Consider the following 17419-nt stretch of genomic DNA (forward strand, 5'->3'; position numbering starts at 1 on the left):
AATTTTGGTCTAAGAAATAAAGGAAGCCACTACTTCATTAACCACTAACTGAATTTTAAAGCTTCCTCTTATTTAAATGATTAACCTATACTTTATCAACATGAAAACAATTCAATCCTTTTTACTGACAGTGATTTTTACAACAATGGCATTACAGGCAAATGCTCAAAAAAATTATAGTGTAGCTGCAAACTCAACTTTTGAAGTAGCGGGAACTTCTACCGTACACGATTGGGTAATGAAGTCTACAGAAGGAACAGGAAATGCAAGCCTAATGGTTAAAGATTCTAAACTTGCAGGAATAAATAGCTTGACTGTTTCTTTATTGGCAGAAAGCCTAAAAAGCTACAAAGTAAGCATGGACAAAGTCGCTTATGAAGCCATGGATACCGAAACACATAAATATATTGAGTATGTTCTAAAATCTGCTGAAAAAATTGATGAAAACACTTGGAACCTAACTGGAATTTACACAATTGCCGGCGTAAGCAAAGAATATAAAACTCAGGTAAAAGTAACCGCAAGTAAAGTAGGTTTCATTCTGCAAGGTTCTAATCAAATTACTTTTGGAGATTTTGAAATGACACCTCCTAAAGCAGCTCTTGGAGTCGTAAAAGCAGGAAAGGACTTAACTGTAATCTTCAATATTATTTTGAGTTAGAGTTCTTACCGAAAATGTTAAAGAAGCCCCCTTTTTTAACTTTTTGCTAATTCTAACCAAATGTTAAAAAATATCAATTTAACAAAATCAAACCTTCCTTTTTGCTTTAGTTATCGATGCTATAAAAAATGAAAACGTTGTAGTTATTAAATACCTATTTAATAAAATTTTAACAATGATTTTTATCATATATAAAGCTGACTTATAGAAGGATCTTTGATACAAGTTAAAACAACATTCTTAGTACTAAATAGAAACTGGCCGACTATTAACTTATTTTTTCACAATATAAACATGACAAAAATGAAAACAAATACATTAAAACTTTTCGCTATTGTAACAGCTTTTTTAGGAATCAGCACATTTGCGACAGCACAAAAATCATATGCCCTAGATGGTAAATCAACTTTTTCTGTTGCAGGTACTTCTACACTTCACGACTGGGAAATGAAGTCTGCTTCTGGAACCGGAACAGCAACTCTAAATATTGCTAACGGAAAACTAACAGATATTGATGCTTTGACCGTAACTCTTTTGGCTGAAAGCGTAAAAAGCGAGAAAAAAAGCATGGATAAAGTGGCTTACGAAACTTTAAAAACAGATAAAAACAAAAACATTAAATATGTTCTTAAATCTGCTGAAAAAGTAAACGAAACAACTTGGGAACTTACAGGAACTTACACCATTGCCGGAGTTAGCAAAGCTTACAAAACTACTGTAAAAACAACGGTTACAAAAGATGGTTTAAACCTTCAAGGAACTAACAAAATCACTTTTACAGATTTCGGAATGAAATCGCCAACGGCAATGCTTGGAACAATAAAAACAGGTCAAGACCTAACAATAAAATTCAATTTAACCTTTAATTTATAAACGCCATGAAGAAAATTTATATTCTATTCGTCACATTAATCAGCACATTTGCTGTTCAGGCACAGGTCAGTTTTGGAAATATGCAAAATCAAATCTCTAGAGGAAAAGACGGTATCAACGTTTTCGACGTACAAAAAGACAATAGAGAATTTAAAGGTCTTAGTATTGATGTTGGTGGCGCTTTCAATATGGATTTCCAAGCAACAAATTCATTCAACAACCAACCTGCTACCATTACGACTACCACTACTACGCCTACTGGGACTACCACTAGATCAATTACAGGGTATCGTTTAATGAATACTGAGAACAATTTTACTCTTCCTGCTGCTGATATGTATATTGGTGCTCAATTGTTTGATGGAGTAAGAGTAAATTTAGATGTTTATTTAGCTTCAAGACACCACAATGATTCTTATGTAAAAGGTGGATACTTACAAATTGACAAGTTAGACTTCATCAAAAAAGACTTCTTGGCTGATGTAATGAAATATGCTACCATTAAAATCGGACAAATGGAGAACAATTTTGGTGATGCTCACTTTAGAGGTTCTGATAATGGTAATACAATAAAAAATGCGTTTGTTGGAAACAACATTATGTATTCTTTCACTACAGAAATGGGTATGGAAGTTTACTACAACAGAAAAGGATTGGTAAGTATGCTTGGTGTTACAAATGGCAATTTAAATCAAAGTAACGAAGAAGTTTTTTATCCTAATGGACCAAATGCTAATACAACACATAGCCCTTCAATCTTAGCTAAACTTGGTTATGATAAACAGCTTAATGAAGATTTAAGAGTAAGATTAACTGGTTCTTATTACCATAATGCAAATCTTGGCAACGCAAACATTTATTCTGCTAATAGATCAGGATTTGGTTATTGGGGTATTTTGAATAATAACGCTTATAAAAATACTATTACTAAGACCGATGCTAATGGTACTGTTATTTCAACAACTACTACTGATGTTCCTACTAGTTTCAGTAAAACATCTACTCCGGAGGCAACGTTCAACCCTAATTTCAAAAATTGGGCTACTACATACATGATTAACCCTTTTGTAAAATATAAAGGACTTGAATTCTTCGGAACAATAGAATTGGCTTCAGGAGGAGATAAAGCTGGTACAGACGATAAACGTACTGCTAATCAATATGCTTCAGAGCTTATTTACAGATTTGGAGGAACTGAACAATTCTATATCGGAGGAAAATACAATACTGTATCTGGAAAATTATCTAATGCTGACGCTAAAAAGGTTACCGTAGATAAATTTGAAGCAAGTGCTGGCTGGTTTATGACCAAAAACATCTTAGCTAAATTAAACTACGTTAATCAAAAATATAAAGATTATTCACAATTTACAGGAGATCCTGCTACTGGAAACCTAAACAACTTTTATGGTGGTAAATTTGAAGGTCTAGTATTTGAAGCAACAATTGCTTTCTAATGTAAAAAAAAATGAAAACGAGATTTTCAATCTTAATTATGGGTTTAGTAGTTTTCTTTTTCTTAGGAAGTGCTAAACCCACTTTTTTTCCAGAAGATACAGCTGTGGTAATAAATAAAATAAAAATAGAAATCACAGGCCTATCAACTGTGGGCAAATATAATTGCTCAAACACTTTTAATATAAAAGATACTGTCTATGTAAACTCAGTTAAAAAAAACACTTTTAATACCGACATCAAAATGTCAAACTTTGATTGCGGCAATAAAATAATGACAAAAGATTTACAAGGAACAGTAAAAGTGAAAAAATTCCCCAACAGTACAGTTTCTATCAGCGATATAAAACCAATGGGAAAAAATTACAAATGCAGACTCAACTTTTTCATAACTGATAAAACACTCAAATACAAAGATTTTATACTCTATAACACCGATGATAAAATTCAAGGAACACTTAGTTTAAAGTTTTCTGATATTGAATTGGAGCCACCAGTAAAAATGGCTGGTCTCATTAAAGTTAAGGATGATATTGTGATTAATTTCAGTTTATACAAAAACTAATTTTCACATTAAAAAAAATCAAAATAGTAAATACACAAAAATCAAAATTTGGCACAAGAATTGTTTTGCTCTAAAAAGAAAACATAATCTTACAAAGAGCTCAATCATTTTAAAATTTGTAATTTTATTTTTCAGCCATTTAACCTTTAAGTTTTATCAACCTAAAAAAAATTAAATTATGAAAAAACAAATTTTGAGTTTAGCTGTAATCGCTTTATTAGCATTCGCTGTTCAATCATGCGAGAAAAAAGAAAACAAACCTGCAGAAGATGAATTAACTCTTGGCAACAAAGTTGATTCTCTAACATCGGATATCGAAGAAGTGAAAGATACTGCAGTAAGCAAAGCCGAAAGTGCCGCTACTAAAGCTAAAGATGCTACAGAAAATGCAGCAAATGACGTAAAAGACGCAACTAAAAAAGCAGCTAACGATGTGGAAGCCGCTGCTAAAAAAGGTGCTGAAAAAGTAGAAAATGCTGCTAAAGCCGCAAAAGACGGAACTGTAAAAACAGCTAAAGATGTAAATGAAGCTTTGAAAAAATAAATTTCATCTAAATCTGAAACCGAAACCATTCGCCGTGAGCGGATGGTTTTTTTTATGCCTAATAGTAAGGGCATATTTTTGTATTTTTGCAACTAAATTACAAGATACTACAATATGCATTTTATATCTCAAGAATTAGAAGATTATATCGAACAGCATTCTGAAAAAGAACCAGAATTGTTGGCAAAACTCAACAAAGAAACGTATCAAAAAATACTTTTACCTAGAATGCTTAGCGGCCACTTTCAAGGCCGTGTGTTAAGCATGCTTTCAAAATTGATTCGCCCAGTTAATATTCTTGAAATCGGAACTTACACTGGTTATGCCGCTTTGTGTTTGTGCGAAGGAATGCAAGAAAACGGGCAGTTGCACACCATCGATATCAAAGAAGAATTAATTGATTTTCAACGAAAATATTTTGATATGTCTCCTTGGGGAAAACAAATTTTTCAGCATTTAGGCGAAGCTGTAAATATTATTCCAGATTTAGACTTAAAATTTGATTTAGTTTTTATTGATGCTGATAAAGAAAACTATTTGAATTACTGGGAAATGATTGTACCTAAAATGAATAAAGGAGGCATCATTTTATCGGATAATGTTTTATGGAGCGGAAAAATCCTAGAACAAGTTCATCCAAATGATGTCAGCACAAAAGTACTTTTAGAATACAATCAGCTTTTAAAAGACGATCCTAGAGTAGAAACAGTTTTATTGCCAATTCGTGATGGATTAACGGTTTCAAGGGTATTATAAGCTTTAGCTTCTAAGATGCTGAGCCGCTAAGGTTCAAAGTTTTTTAAACTAAAAATCTATTGAATTGCCTCAAGCTTTAGCTGGAGGAACATAATTTAAGATTAAGGGCTTTAGCCAAATTAAGTAATCCTTAATTTGGCTAAAGCCTTTTTATTTACTCATAAAAAAAAACCTCCAGCTAAAGCTGGAGGCAATTCAATTATATGATTTTCAAAATCCTAAAGAAAAAACCTTAGAACCTCAGTTCCTTAGCAACTTAGAACCTTTCTAAAAAAATCTATCCTGGAAAATACTGTGGTTTTAGCTTTCTATAAACTAAATAAAGTAAAAATCCGAAAAGTGCTCCAAAGAAATATCCAGCAAGGATATCACCTGGGAAATGCAATCCTAAATAAATTCGGCTGTAGGCAAAAACTAAAGGCCATAAGAATAAAAGTCCGAAATATTTGAAATAGCGTTTTAAAATCAAAAATAAGAATGTTGCAACCGCCATAGTATTGGCCGCATGTCCAGAGAAAAAACTATATGATTTTCTAACCTGAACCACTCTAATAATTGAGTTTACTTCAGGATCATTACAAGGACGCAAACGCTGGAAAGTGTGTTTGAATAAGTTGCAGGTTTGATCTGTAAAGGCAATCAAAACAGCTATAAAAAGCAATAAATACAGTGTTTGTTTTCCTCCTATTTTTTTATAAATAAGATAGAATAGAAATAAGAAAAATGGCGTCCAATACAATTGATTTGTGATGATAAGCCATAATTTATCGTATGTTTCAGAACCTAATCCGTTAAGAAATATTAAAAGATCTTTATCTAATTCCTGTATTTTTTCAAGCATTACATTTGGCGTTTAATAGGTCCAGAAAGAGTATCAATATCTTCTTTTACTTTTTCAATTTCATTTGCAGTATCTCCTAAAAGATTTCCTGTATCTCCAAGTAAATTCGATTTTGCATTAGTAATTTCTGCATTGATATTTCCAGTAATATCATTCAGAGATTTTGAATCAAGACCATTAGCCTCTGCTCCTTTCTGAATTTCGCTTTTAATATCATTAGTTGCATTTTTTAATTGAGCCATAGCTTTTCCCATTGTACGCGCGATTTCCGGCACTTTATCTGAACCAAAAAGCATTAGCACTATAAACAGTATAAAAACTAATTCTCCTCCTCCTATACCAAACATAACTTTTAATTTTGTAGTCGCAAAGATATTAAATTTTGCAGCTTAGAGTTTTAAAATTAACTTAAAAAGTCCTTGAAAATTCATTTAATTAAAATAAAAAAGCTCATCACGCTTTTATAAACCTGATGAGCTTTTTATAGATTTTTAACTTATTTAGTCAAATTTCGACTTCGTTTCTACTTTTGGCCAAGAGTTATTGCTTACATCAATGTCTGCCGTTAGCAATTGCGGGTCAACTTGAATACTCTTAATTGCTTTTGTTGTAGCATAAACTTTCCTAGCCGTTTCATTACTTTTTCTCCAAATTTGAGCTGGGTATTTGTAATTGTCTTTAGAACCATCTTCATAAGTAATTTCAACTAAAATAGGCATAATCATTCCGCCTGGTTTATTGAATTCTACTTCGTAGAAATACTTAGGAGATTTGATACTAGCTTTTTCTTCAGCAGTAAAAGTCTGATCTACGTAATCTGCCAAAGGTTTGAAATCTTGTACCTTTAAAGCTTTTTTCTTAGAATCACTTACTTCTGCATTATCTCCAGAAACTAAGTAAACAAAAGGCCCTTTTTCAAAACCAAAACGTCCTTTTCTAATTTTTACATCTTTAATATCTGCAGTTGGAGTATCTGAAACATAATATTGTTTTACATCTTTAATTCCGATATCTACAAAATCTGTTGAGTAAAACCAACCTCTCCAGAACCAATCCAAATCTACTGCTGAAGCATCTTCCATTGTTCTAAAGAAATCTTCTGGGGTTGGGTGCTTAAACTTCCATCTGTTTGCATATGTTCTGAATGCGTGATCAAATAATTCTCTTCCCATAACTACTTCTCTCAAAATATTAAGACCTGTAGCTGGTTTTCCGTAAGCATTATTTCCAAATTGGTGGATTGTTTCAGAGTTAGACATAATAGGCTCTAAAAACTTTTGGTCGCCGCTCATGTAAGGAACAATATTTTTTGCAGGTCCTCTTCTTGAAGGGAAATTAGAATCTAATTCCTGTTCAGCCAAATATTCTAAAAATGAGTTTAAACCTTCATCCATCCAAGTCCATTGACGCTCATCTGAGTTTACAATCATCGGGAAGAAAGTGTGTCCAACTTCATGGATAATAACGCCTATCATTCCGTTTTTAATTTCTTTGCTAGTTACACCATTTTCGTCAGGACGACCATAGTTCCAACAAATCATTGGATATTCCATACCTTGATCTTCTGCAGAAACTGAAACTGCTTTTGGATAAGGATAATCAAAAGTATGAGAAGAATAGCTTTTTAATGTATGAGCCACAACCATTGTAGAAGTTTCTCCCCAAAGCGGGTTTGCTTCTTTTGGATAAACAGATTCTGCCATAACAATTCTGTTTCCAATTTTTACAGCCATTGCATCGTAAATAAATTTTCTAGAAGAGGCAATTCCAAAATCACGAACATTTTTAGCACTAAATTTCCACGTTTTTTTCTTTTCAGAAAAACCTTTTTCAGCTGCTTCTGCTTCTGCTTGCGTTACAATTACAACTGGTTTGTCAAATGATTTTTGTGCTTGTTCGTATCTTTTTACCTGTTCAGCTGTAAATACTTCGCTTCTGTTCATTAATTCTCCAGTTGCATCAATTACGTGATCTGCAGGAACTGTAATGTTTACATCAAAGTTTCCGAAAGGAAGAGCAAACTCTCCGCTTCCCCAAAACTGCATGTTCTGCCATCCTTCAACATCATTGTAAACTGCCATTCTTGGGTAGAATTGTGCAATTACATATAATTTATTACCGTCTTTCTCGAATAATTCATATCCAGAACGACCGCCTTCTTTTCTGTAGTTATTGATATTGTACCACCATTTTATTGAGAAAGAAATTTTTTCTCCAGGTTTTAAAGGCGAAGTCAGATTAATACGCATCATGGTTTCGTTGATCGTATAAGACATTGCACTTCCTTTAGCATCTTTAACTTGTTCAATATTAAAACCGCGCTCTAAATCTTTTTTCAAGTATTTCGAAGAAAAACCATCAAGAGGCAAAACCTGACTGATTTTATCGCTTTCTGCCAATGAAGTCTGTGTATTTGCCTTTGCCTGATTCTGATCTAATTGAATCCATAAATACTCCAAACTATCTGGCGAGTTATTTGTATAGGTAATGGTTTCAGATCCGCTTAATTTTGAATTTTTATCATCCAACTCAACATCAATTTTGTAATCTGCTTGCTGTTGGTAATAAGCCGGTCCAGGAGCCCCAGAAGCTGTACGAAACATGTTTGGCGTTGCCAGCAAATCATACATTTGGCTAAACTTGTTTGTATCGTACTTTCCTTGTTGTTTAGTAGGTGTGGTTGTTGCTTTATCCTGCGCTACTAACATTGCAGGAAAAAGTAATAATAATGAAAGTTTTTTCATAAATTTTTAATGGTAATTTCTTTAGGCTGTGAAAATAGTAATTAAAATATTAATTTTATCAACGCATTAATATTTTAACAATTCCTTCCTTGAAGATTCTGTAAAAAGAACACTTCTTTTTGTATCAAATGCTGAAATATGTGTAATGTTTTGCTGTTCTGAATTCCAATCGACCAACACAGTGTTTGAAATTTCAAGCGTTTTGAACTTATCAATATCCTTAATTCTGGAATAACAGACCAAAACATCATCTGCTTCGACTTCTTTAGATAAAAAAGTTATCGCTTTTGACTGCCCATTTACTTTAATCAGAAAGTGTTCTGATAAATATTTTTTTAATAATTCAACATCTGCGGAAGTCTCTTTGCTTGTACCAACAAATGTCTTTTTGTGATACTTTTTCTCCATTGCATTATTCAAATCATCAATAAAAATGCGGGAAGTAATTTGCAGCATTTTCTTTTCTGCCGCATAATTTACCTGAAAAACGCCAACATAAAATTTATGAAATGCAAATGCAGAAGACAATACAAACAAAACTCCCAGCAAAGGGAAAACTAACTTTTTTTTCATTTTTGATTAGCCTCGGCTTTCTTAAACTCTTTATTCTTATTGATCATGAAATCCATTAACTGAAATTTTTGATCTGGATCTACTAAGTCTTTAGAATGCGGATCGTTTGAGCAATACATCAAGAAAAGCTCTACTTCGTCATCTTTAAGATTAAGTGTTTTAGAATAAAAATCTTTTGTGAAATTATCTTTAGCATATTCTACAAAAGCAATATCTGTAATTTCTTCTTCTCTAACTTCGTCTTTTTTACTTAAAAGTTTTTTGACGTCCTTAAAGATTCGAACAAAATCAGTCCCATATTTTATAGTCTGATCAGAAAGCATGGCATTATTTTTTGCAGTAGACTGATTATCGTCTTCAAACTGCATATCGACATATTTCTGCGAACCGCCTTGCAGCGCTTTTACCTTTAATTCTTTATGAACAACAACTTCTTTAAGCTGATTATTAACCAAGTCCAGCTTTATTTTCAAAAGAATCTCATCACAATCTTTTTCTGTTAAAACAACTTTTTTTGATTGAAATGTCAGACCAGAGAATAGCAAAGTGTCTTTGGGTTGCGCAACAATATCAAATAAACCGCCAGAACCAATAAATGTTCTAGTATTAGCATTAATATTCATTACATAACCACTTTCTATGGCTAAAAAATCATTGATAACCTGACCGTGTAATGGCTTCCTAAAACCGTTTTGCCCTAATACAAATTGACAAAATAAGCATACAACGAGTACTCCTAATTTATTTTTCATTTTCGAGAATTGTTAGATATTTTCTTGCTAGATCTGTGATTAAAAACATACTCATTGTTTTGTTTTTCGTATTCAAAGATAGAGCAAATTCAGTATCATCTACACAAAATAATTGAAATCCTTTTATATCATCTACCGGAATTTTCAATCTATCTGTATAATAATTCTCTTCAAAAAGATACTCAAGTTTTCTAAAAAGCATTTCTTTTTTCTCGACATTCACTTCTTTTTTCAGCATCGCAGTTCGTCCCGAAATCGCATTTAACAACTTATCTACAGAAGTCGAATTTGCCGTATAAACCTTTCGCTCAGCAGGTGTGTATTTTTTTTGTCCGTACGGGATAATCCCCAAATTTTCTGCAGTTATATTTGCATTTTCATTCACCACCACTTCTTTCAACTCTACTTCTTTAGCAGTCATTTTTACAACCAAAGAATTGACAGCCATATCTTCTGAAGTAATTCTATGCTTAACAGGATCTAAATTTACCGCAGAAAAAACCAAAACATCTCCCTCTCGTACAGTAATCGAGAAATTACCATCAGAATCCGAAACTGTTGCAACTTGAGTAGCATTATTTATAATATTCACCCCTTCGACAGGAGTAGATTGCTCCTGCACCTTCCCTATTAATAGCTTAATATCACTTTTTTGCCCAAAACTTATTTGAACCAAAAGAAAAACAACAATCGATATAACTCTACTTATTTTCACCAGCAATCATTTCTTTATACTTTACAGCCAACTCTCCAAGCAAAAACTCCGTAGAAGTTTTATTTTTAGAATTCAAAATCACAGTAAATTTCTCATTCTCTACAGCATAATATTCAAAACCTTTAACATAATCAGCCGGGATTTTTAATCTTTCAACAAAATGCTCCAGACTAAACATATTTTCTAAAAGCCTCATAAAAAATTCCTTTTTTTCTACAGCAACTTCTTTTTTAAGCATAGCCGTTCTCCCTGAAAAAAAATTCAGCAATGGATCTGCAGAAATAGATCCTCCAGCCATTGTCCCTCCATTTGCAGTTGCATTTAGCGCAGTTGCAGTTTGCAACTTACGTTCTGCCGCAGTATATTTTTTCTGCCCCATAGGAATTACTCCTAAACTTTCGGCATTAATATTATCATATCGCTTTACCACAACCTCCTGCAATTGATACATAATCATAGTAAGATTGACAGAAAAATTGAGATTTGAAAAATCTTCCTGTTTCAATAAAACTCTTTTTTCTTTAAAACTTATAGAAGAGAAAACCAGAACATCATCTGCTTTTGCAGAAATAGAAAAAGACCCTGAAGCATTGGTCGTTACAGTTTCTTCTGTTTGTGCATTGATTACATAAATCCCTTCTAAATCTGAAGTATTTGAAATCACTTTACCGTTAAAAACAGAGCGATCTTGGCTTTGTGACCAGCAAACTTGCCCTGCTGCAATAATTAAAAAACAAGTAATTTTTTGAAACAAAATAAAATAATTTAAAAATATTCTTAAAACGGTAAAAATATCCTAAGTCATTCCAAATTTAATATTAATGACTTGGTAAAAATTTGTTAATTAAAACAGGAAAGGCTAAAACAAAAGCAGAGTTTTTTAATATCTTTAACAAACAAAATTTGAGTTTAAAAATCATGAAAAGTATTATTATTGCAAGCACTTCTACATTACACGGAGGCAACTACTTAGAATATATTTTACCTACTTTAAAAACGCATTTTAAAAACTGTAAAACAATCTTATTTATTCCGTATGCACGCCCTAGCGGAATTTCGCATGAGGAGTATACCAAAAAAGCTGCAGAGGCTTTTAAGACAATTAATATAAACGTTAAAGGAATTCATGAATTTGAAAATCCGCAAGATGCTGTAAAAAATGCAGAAGGAATTTTTACTGGCGGAGGCAACACTTTTTTACTGGTTACTCAGCTTTATAAAAACAATATTATGCAGTTACTTTCTGAAACCGTAAAAAACGGCACTCCTTATCTTGGATCAAGTGCAGGAAGTAATATCTGCGGTTTATCAATGCAGACCACAAATGATATGCCTATTATCTACCCTCCAAGCTTTCAGACTTTAGGATTAATTCCTTTCAACTTAAATCCGCATTATTTAGATGCCGATCTACAATCTAAACATATGGGAGAAACGCGCGAAACGAGAATCAAAGAATTTCATGCATTCAACACAATTCCAGTTTTAGGTTTGAGAGAAGGAAGCTGGCTAGAAGTTAAAGGAGAAAAAATCACCTTAAAGGGAGATCTACCTGCTCGTTTGTTTCAACAAAATCAAGAAGCTCTAGAATTAGAAACAGAAAGTGATTTAAGCGATTTGAAATAATTTTTAAACCATATAAGTGATATAAGTTCATTTTAAAAGTTCAATAAAAAACTTTTATTTTTCTTATACCACTTATACGGTTCAAAAAAAACACAAAAACAAAAAAGCCTCAAACAATGTTTGAGGCTTTTGAAGAGCGAAAGACGAGGCTCGAACTCGCGACAACCAGCTTGGAAGGCTGGAGCTCTACCAACTGAGCTACTTTCGCATTAATCGGGTGCAAACTTAAAAAATTTAATTTTTAAAACAAAATAAAAATCAAAAAATTTATTTTCACATAAGTAAAACGTGTTTACTTTTAGAGCGAAAGACGAGGCTCGAACTCGCGACAACCAGCTTGGAAGGCTGGAGCTCTACCAACTGAGCTACTTTCGCATTGGTTGTGCAAATATAGAAAGAAAGTTCAGTTCAAAACAAGCTTTTGGGCAAAAAAAATCAATAAAAATCAACATTTTTTTATAACTTATTTAAAATTAAAAAGTTATAAAAGCAATATTTTTTCAAAAAATCATGATTACAATTAAAGAAATTCCATCAAAAGAAACTTATGCCGTTCGTCAACCTGTTTTAAGAAAAGGAAAACCCATAGAAAGTTGCGTCTTTGAAGGCGACGATTTAGAATCCACCCATCATTTCGGCCTATTTGAAGGTGAAAATTTAACAGGAATTATTTCGTTATTTGAAAAAATCAATCCTATATTTGCCGCTCAAAATCAAGCGCAAATTCGCGGGATGGCAGTTTTAGAAACCCACCAGAAAAAGGGGTTTGGAGAGGCTTTGGTAAAACATTGCGAAACTTATTGCAATGAAAACCAAGTAGATTTGATTTGGTTCAACGCCAGAACTGCCGCTGTCGGATTTTATCAAAAAATGAACTATCAGCCACTAGGTGAAGCATTTGAGATTAAAGATGTCGGCGAACATTATTTGATGTTTAAAAAATTATAAAATGAGAATACTTTACTCTTTAGTAGTAATATGCCTTTTAGTGGGCTGTAAAAAAGAAAACCCAAAACCTACACCTATTATCAAAAAAAAGGTGCCGGCAATTATACTTACTAATGAGAGAACTGTCGAAATAGACACAGCATTAATAGGAACTTTTAAAAGTGAAACCTTAAAACAGTTTTACGTTGGATCTGAAAATCAAACCGTATGGGGCAATCTTAAAAAAAGAACTTTTGTTTTAGCTCAATTAGAAAAATCAGAAGAATTAGGCTTAGAACCGGAAGATTACAAAATTTCCCAACTAAAAGAATTCGAAAGCAAAGTCGCTTCTCTTAGCAATAAAGACTTGGCTATGTACGACATTTTACTGACCTATAATTTTGAGAAATACCTTAATCACATACATAAAGGAAAGCTAGACCCTAAAAAATTGTATACCAATTGGGATTTGGATGAAAAAGAATTTGATGTGAATTCTGTTTTAATTAAAGGCTTCAATCAAAACAAACTAGATAGCATTGTCGAAAATATACAACCAAAAACACAGACATACAAAGAATTACTAAAAGCGCTTGAAATCATCAATACATTTCCCGATGATAATGTAAAAACTATTGAATCTGCCGATAAAATTGTTTTAAACGATACCAATCCCGCTTTAACAAACATTAAAAAAAGACTTTTGTACTGGAACGATATGACAGGAAGAGACAGTCTTTCTAATATTTACAACCACAAAACTTTTGAAGCCGTTAAAAGATTCCAAGAAAGGCACGGTTTAACTTCAGACGGAGTTATCGGGACCGGAACTATTCGTGCTTTAAATTATTCTAAAAAAGATAGAAAAAAACAGATAATTGCCAATTTGGAGCGATGGAGATGGTATCCGTCAGAATTGGCCGAAAACTATTTCATTATAAACATTCCCGATTACAGCTTAAATGTTGTCGAAAGTAAAGACACAACTTTAGTTAGAAATATTGTGGTAGGAACAAGCAAAAGAAAAACACCTATTATCACTTCTTTTTTAAAAACGGTTGTTTTTAATCCGACATGGACTGTCCCTCCAACGATTCTGAAAGAAGATGTCGTTCCTGCAATGAAAAGAAACCGAAATTATTTGGCCAATAAGAATATCACTATTTACGATACTGCCGGAAAGGTAGTTTCTCCAATGGCATGGAATGAAAACAAACCAAACAACTATCGTTATGTACAAAGCCCTGGCTATGATAATTCGTTGGGATTAATGAAAATTTTATTCCCAAATCATCACAGTGTCTATCTTCACGATACAAATCATCGTAATATTTTTGGTCGCAATAACCGTTCTATGAGTTCTGGATGTGTGCGTGTTGAGAATCCAATGGAACTTGCCCAACACATACTGGATGTTGACGGGAACTGGCCACAAGACAGAATTGACACTATTATTGCGAGTAAAACAACAATGAGTTTCAAAATCACCAAAAAGTACGCTTTATATCAGTGGTATTGGACCGCATGGAGCAAAAAAAATCAGCTCATTTTCAGAGCTGATATTTATGATCTAGATTCAGATTTATATGCGCAATTAAGAAATTAGCCTCTCTTCCATCGTAAAGCTTCTTGATGGATGATAGATATATAAACATGATTTGTCTTTTATTAATTGAATAATTTCATTTGTCAATTCAACTGGAACTGCCGGACAGCCCTGGCTTCTGCCTAATCTTTTATGATCTCTAATAAAAGATTCAGAAACGTAGTCTGCGCCATGCATTACAACGCCTCTTTCGCGAGCATTGTCATTTACACCATTCTCTAATCCATCCAAACGCAAAGAAGCACCATGTTTCCCTTGATAAATTTCGCCCGTTGCATAAAATCCTAAACTACTTTTAAATGATGAATTAAGGTTTGAAAATGCTGAAGCAAATTCTTCTCCAGTATTTCTTCCGTGAGCCACAAGAGAATTAAACAAAATAGTATTACTAGTTAAATCAATCACCCACAAACGTTTTGTGTTTGATGACAAACCAAAATCAATTAGTGTTAGAATATTTTTCTTGACCACTCCTCTTTCTTTCAACAGATAAAATCCTTTTAAAGCTTCAGAAAAAGTTTTAAGCTCAGGCATTTTAAAATTGTTTGAATTTAATGAGTTATAAACGCTCTCGATTTTAGAATCTACTGTAACCTTTTCGACTTTAGCAATCGTCTTTACAGTGGCATTTTTTTTCAGATCGGATGTGTTTTTTGAATCTTTTCCAAAAGACAATAGTAAAAACACAAATAACGGATAAATTTTGTAAATCATTGAATTTCTTTAGGTTAAACAAAAAATTTGGGTATCGCAAAAATATAAAAAAATCATACCTTGCAAAATACGAGCCTGATTTTCAAGGCTTTTTTGCTTAAACTTTAACATTATTAACATAAATTTACTTTTTATGTAAGATTTTTTCTTATGCTAAAAATCACAACCTTATTACCCGTTTTCTTAAAAAAAGAAAAACAAAACGAAAATTTTTGAATATTAAACGGCTGCAAGCAGAACAAATTGAACCTATCATTTCTATAAAAGAATGATTGTTAAGCATGAAAACATATATTTCTACAAGTGTAAAATGTTTTATCAGCCATAATGCCGTCAAAAATAAAGTCGAAAAGAGAGCTTAGCGTGAATTAATTTTAAAAAATAAAGGCTTCTTCAATTAAATCAATATTTTTTTTTATAGTTCATTTTATTAAATATAAATGTAACAATTCTCAGTTTTCAAACTTTAGAAATGCCTTATATTTGTAGAAAACAAAAATGCAATGAACAAAAAAGTTATCCTTATGATTTTAGACGGTTGGGGAAAATCTCCTGACCCTAAAGTATCTGCAATAGACAATGCAAATGTTCCTTTTATAAACAGTCTTTACAAAAATTACCCAAGCGCTCAACTTAGAACTGACGGATTAAATGTTGGTCTTCCTGAAGGGCAAATGGGAAATAGCGAAGTTGGACACATGAATCTTGGCGCAGGAAGAATTGTATACCAAGATTTAGCCAAAATAAATTTAGCTGTAGAACACAAAACTTTAGCAAAAGAGCAAGTCCTTATTGACGCTTTTACTTATGCTAAAGACAACAATAAAAAAGTACACTTTTTAGGATTAGTTTCAGACGGTGGTGTTCACTCACATACTTCTCACCTTCGCGGATTAATCGATGCTTCTCAAGAATACGGTTTAGATCAGGTTTATATTCACGCTTTTACAGACGGCCGTGACGTTGATCCAAAATCTGGAGCGAAATATATTCATGATCTTGAAGATTATATTAAAGACACTCCTGTAAAAATTGCTTCTATCGTTGGGCGTTATTATGCAATGGACCGTGATAAAAGATGGGAACGTGTAAAACTAGCTTACGATCTTGTAGTAAATGGTGTTGGAACTCCATCAACAAATGCCGTTGCAAGCGTACTTTCAAGCTATGAAAAAGATGTTACTGACGAATTTATCGAGCCTGTTGTTATCGTTGATGAAAATGCAAAACCTCTTGCTACAATTGTAGAAGGTGATGTTGTAATCTTCTTTAACTTTAGAACTGATAGAGGCCGTGAACTTACTGAAGCACTTTCTCAGCAAGATTTCCACGAGCAGAACATGCACAAACTAAACCTATATTATGTAACATTGACAAATTACGACGAAACGTACCAAAACGTAAAAGTAGTTTACAATAAAGATAATATTACCGAAACGCTTGGTGAGGTTTTAGAAAAAGCAGGTAAAAAACAAATCAGAATTGCTGAAACTGAGAAATATCCGCACGTAACTTTCTTCTTCTCTGGAGGTAGAGAGACTCCTTTTGAAGGTGAATCTAGAATTTTGAGAAATTCGCCAAAAGTAGCAACTTACGATTTAAAACCTGAAATGAGCGCTTACGAATTGGCGGATGCTCTTGTTCCAGAATTAAACAAAGGCGAAGTTGATTTTGTTTGTTTAAACTTTGCAAACGGAGACATGGTTGGACACACCGGAATTATGGAAGCTGCAATTAAAGCTTGTGAAGCTGTCGACGCTTGCGCGAAAAAAGTAATCGACGCTGCTCTTGCTAACGATTACACTACAATCGTTATTGCAGATCACGGAAACTGCGAAACAATGATTAATCCTGACGGTTCTCCAAATACTGCACACACAACAAACCCAGTGCCGATTATTTTGGTTGACAAAGAATTAAAAAACATTCAAGATGGTGTTTTAGGTGATATTGCTCCTACTATTTTAGAATTGATGGGCGTTCAGCAACCAAATGCAATGACTTGTCATTCACTTCTATAATTTTCACCATATAAGTTATATAAGTTCATTAAATAGAACTTAAAAA

Annotated in this window: 18 protein-coding genes and 2 tRNA genes; 10 read left to right on the top strand and 10 right to left on the bottom strand. The window is 32.9% G+C overall.

Going from position 1 to position 17419, the window contains the following annotated elements; translation table 11 throughout:
• The first annotated feature begins 100 nt into the window (after window positions 1-100).
• The 6 genes from RB618_RS01450 (at window position 101) to RB618_RS01475 (ending at window position 4854) form a co-directional block, all read left to right on the top strand.
• The gene (locus RB618_RS01450; RefSeq protein WP_308067168.1) at window positions 101-661 is read left to right on the top strand and encodes a YceI family protein; all 561 of its coding nucleotides are present in this window, start codon (window positions 101-103) and stop codon (window positions 659-661) included.
• Window positions 662-964: 303 nt separating this feature from the next.
• On the top strand, window positions 965-1534 hold the full coding sequence (locus RB618_RS01455) for a YceI family protein (protein WP_308067169.1): 570 nt from the start codon (window positions 965-967) through the stop codon (window positions 1532-1534).
• Window positions 1535-1539: 5 nt separating this feature from the next.
• A complete protein-coding gene (locus tag RB618_RS01460; RefSeq protein ID WP_308067170.1) occupies window positions 1540-2991 on the top strand; it encodes a hypothetical protein in 1452 nt (483 codons plus the stop codon).
• Window positions 2992-3002: 11 nt separating this feature from the next.
• Window positions 3003-3554 (top strand): hypothetical protein, encoded by a 552-nt coding sequence (locus RB618_RS01465; RefSeq protein ID WP_274255481.1) that lies wholly within the window; start codon window positions 3003-3005, stop codon window positions 3552-3554.
• 178 nt (window positions 3555-3732) lie between these two features.
• Window positions 3733-4098: a hypothetical protein gene (locus tag RB618_RS01470; protein WP_308067171.1), complete on the top strand. Its 366-nt coding sequence runs from the start codon at window positions 3733-3735 to the stop codon at window positions 4096-4098.
• A gap of 114 nt (window positions 4099-4212) precedes the next feature.
• Entirely contained in the window at window positions 4213-4854 is a 642-nt protein-coding gene (locus RB618_RS01475) for an O-methyltransferase (protein ID WP_308067172.1), read from the top strand.
• Between the two features lie 277 nt (window positions 4855-5131).
• Here RB618_RS01475 and RB618_RS01480 read toward each other — a convergent pair whose 3' ends face one another.
• The 7 genes from RB618_RS01480 to RB618_RS01510 all read right to left on the bottom strand — a co-directional run bounded on the left by RB618_RS01480 (window position 5132) and on the right by RB618_RS01510 (window position 11233).
• Window positions 5132-5695: a phosphatase PAP2 family protein gene (locus RB618_RS01480; protein WP_308067173.1), complete on the bottom strand. Its 564-nt coding sequence runs from the start codon at window positions 5693-5695 to the stop codon at window positions 5132-5134.
• On the bottom strand, window positions 5695-6042 hold the full coding sequence (locus tag RB618_RS01485) for a twin-arginine translocase TatA/TatE family subunit (protein ID WP_308067174.1): 348 nt from the start codon (window positions 6040-6042) through the stop codon (window positions 5695-5697). The genes RB618_RS01480 and RB618_RS01485 overlap by 1 nt, the downstream gene beginning before the upstream one ends.
• A 153-nt stretch (window positions 6043-6195) precedes the next feature.
• On the bottom strand, window positions 6196-8439 hold the full coding sequence (locus tag RB618_RS01490; RefSeq protein ID WP_308067175.1) for a M1 family metallopeptidase: 2244 nt from the start codon (window positions 8437-8439) through the stop codon (window positions 6196-6198).
• Between the two features lie 66 nt (window positions 8440-8505).
• Window positions 8506-9012: a DUF6702 family protein gene (locus RB618_RS01495; protein WP_308067176.1), complete on the bottom strand. Its 507-nt coding sequence runs from the start codon at window positions 9010-9012 to the stop codon at window positions 8506-8508.
• Complete coding sequence (locus RB618_RS01500) at window positions 9009-9764, bottom strand: hypothetical protein (protein ID WP_308067177.1); 756 nt, start codon at window positions 9762-9764, stop codon at window positions 9009-9011. The genes RB618_RS01495 and RB618_RS01500 overlap by 4 nt, the downstream gene beginning before the upstream one ends.
• The gene (locus tag RB618_RS01505; protein ID WP_308067178.1) at window positions 9754-10479 is read right to left on the bottom strand and encodes a carboxypeptidase-like regulatory domain-containing protein; all 726 of its coding nucleotides are present in this window, start codon (window positions 10477-10479) and stop codon (window positions 9754-9756) included. The genes RB618_RS01500 and RB618_RS01505 overlap by 11 nt, the downstream gene beginning before the upstream one ends.
• Window positions 10466-11233, bottom strand: a complete 768-nt coding sequence (locus tag RB618_RS01510; RefSeq protein WP_308067179.1) for a carboxypeptidase-like regulatory domain-containing protein — start codon at window positions 11231-11233, stop codon at window positions 10466-10468. Before RB618_RS01510 ends, RB618_RS01505 begins: the two co-directional genes overlap by 14 nt.
• 164 nt (window positions 11234-11397) lie before the next feature.
• Here RB618_RS01510 and pepE point away from each other — a divergent pair, with 164 nt between their 5' ends.
• The gene (gene pepE / locus RB618_RS01515) at window positions 11398-12105 is read left to right on the top strand and encodes a dipeptidase PepE (RefSeq protein WP_308067180.1); all 708 of its coding nucleotides are present in this window, start codon (window positions 11398-11400) and stop codon (window positions 12103-12105) included.
• A 135-nt stretch (window positions 12106-12240) separates the two neighbouring features.
• Here the strand turns inward: pepE and RB618_RS01520 are convergent.
• Together RB618_RS01520 and RB618_RS01525 are read right to left on the bottom strand one after the other, a co-directional pair.
• A tRNA-Gly gene (locus RB618_RS01520) sits at window positions 12241-12313 on the bottom strand.
• 94 nt (window positions 12314-12407) lie between these two features.
• Window positions 12408-12480 (bottom strand) — tRNA-Gly (locus tag RB618_RS01525).
• A 135-nt stretch (window positions 12481-12615) separates the two neighbouring features.
• Here RB618_RS01525 and RB618_RS01530 point away from each other — a divergent pair.
• On the top strand, window positions 12616-13053 hold the full coding sequence (locus tag RB618_RS01530) for a GNAT family N-acetyltransferase (RefSeq protein ID WP_308067181.1): 438 nt from the start codon (window positions 12616-12618) through the stop codon (window positions 13051-13053).
• A gap of 1 nt (window position 13054) precedes the next feature.
• Entirely contained in the window at window positions 13055-14638 is a 1584-nt protein-coding gene (locus RB618_RS01535; protein ID WP_308067182.1) for a L,D-transpeptidase family protein, read from the top strand.
• Here RB618_RS01535 and RB618_RS01540 read toward each other — a convergent pair.
• Complete coding sequence (locus RB618_RS01540; RefSeq protein ID WP_308067183.1) at window positions 14627-15352, bottom strand: murein L,D-transpeptidase catalytic domain family protein; 726 nt, start codon at window positions 15350-15352, stop codon at window positions 14627-14629. The genes RB618_RS01535 and RB618_RS01540 overlap by 12 nt on opposite strands.
• A 503-nt stretch (window positions 15353-15855) precedes the next feature.
• Here RB618_RS01540 and gpmI point away from each other — a divergent pair.
• A complete protein-coding gene (gpmI, locus tag RB618_RS01545) occupies window positions 15856-17373 on the top strand; it encodes a 2,3-bisphosphoglycerate-independent phosphoglycerate mutase (protein ID WP_308067184.1) in 1518 nt (505 codons plus the stop codon).
• The last annotated feature ends 46 nt before the right edge of the window (window positions 17374-17419 follow it).

This window comes from Flavobacterium sp. LHD-85, from assembly GCF_030929595.1.
Classification (GTDB): domain Bacteria; phylum Bacteroidota; class Bacteroidia; order Flavobacteriales; family Flavobacteriaceae; genus Flavobacterium.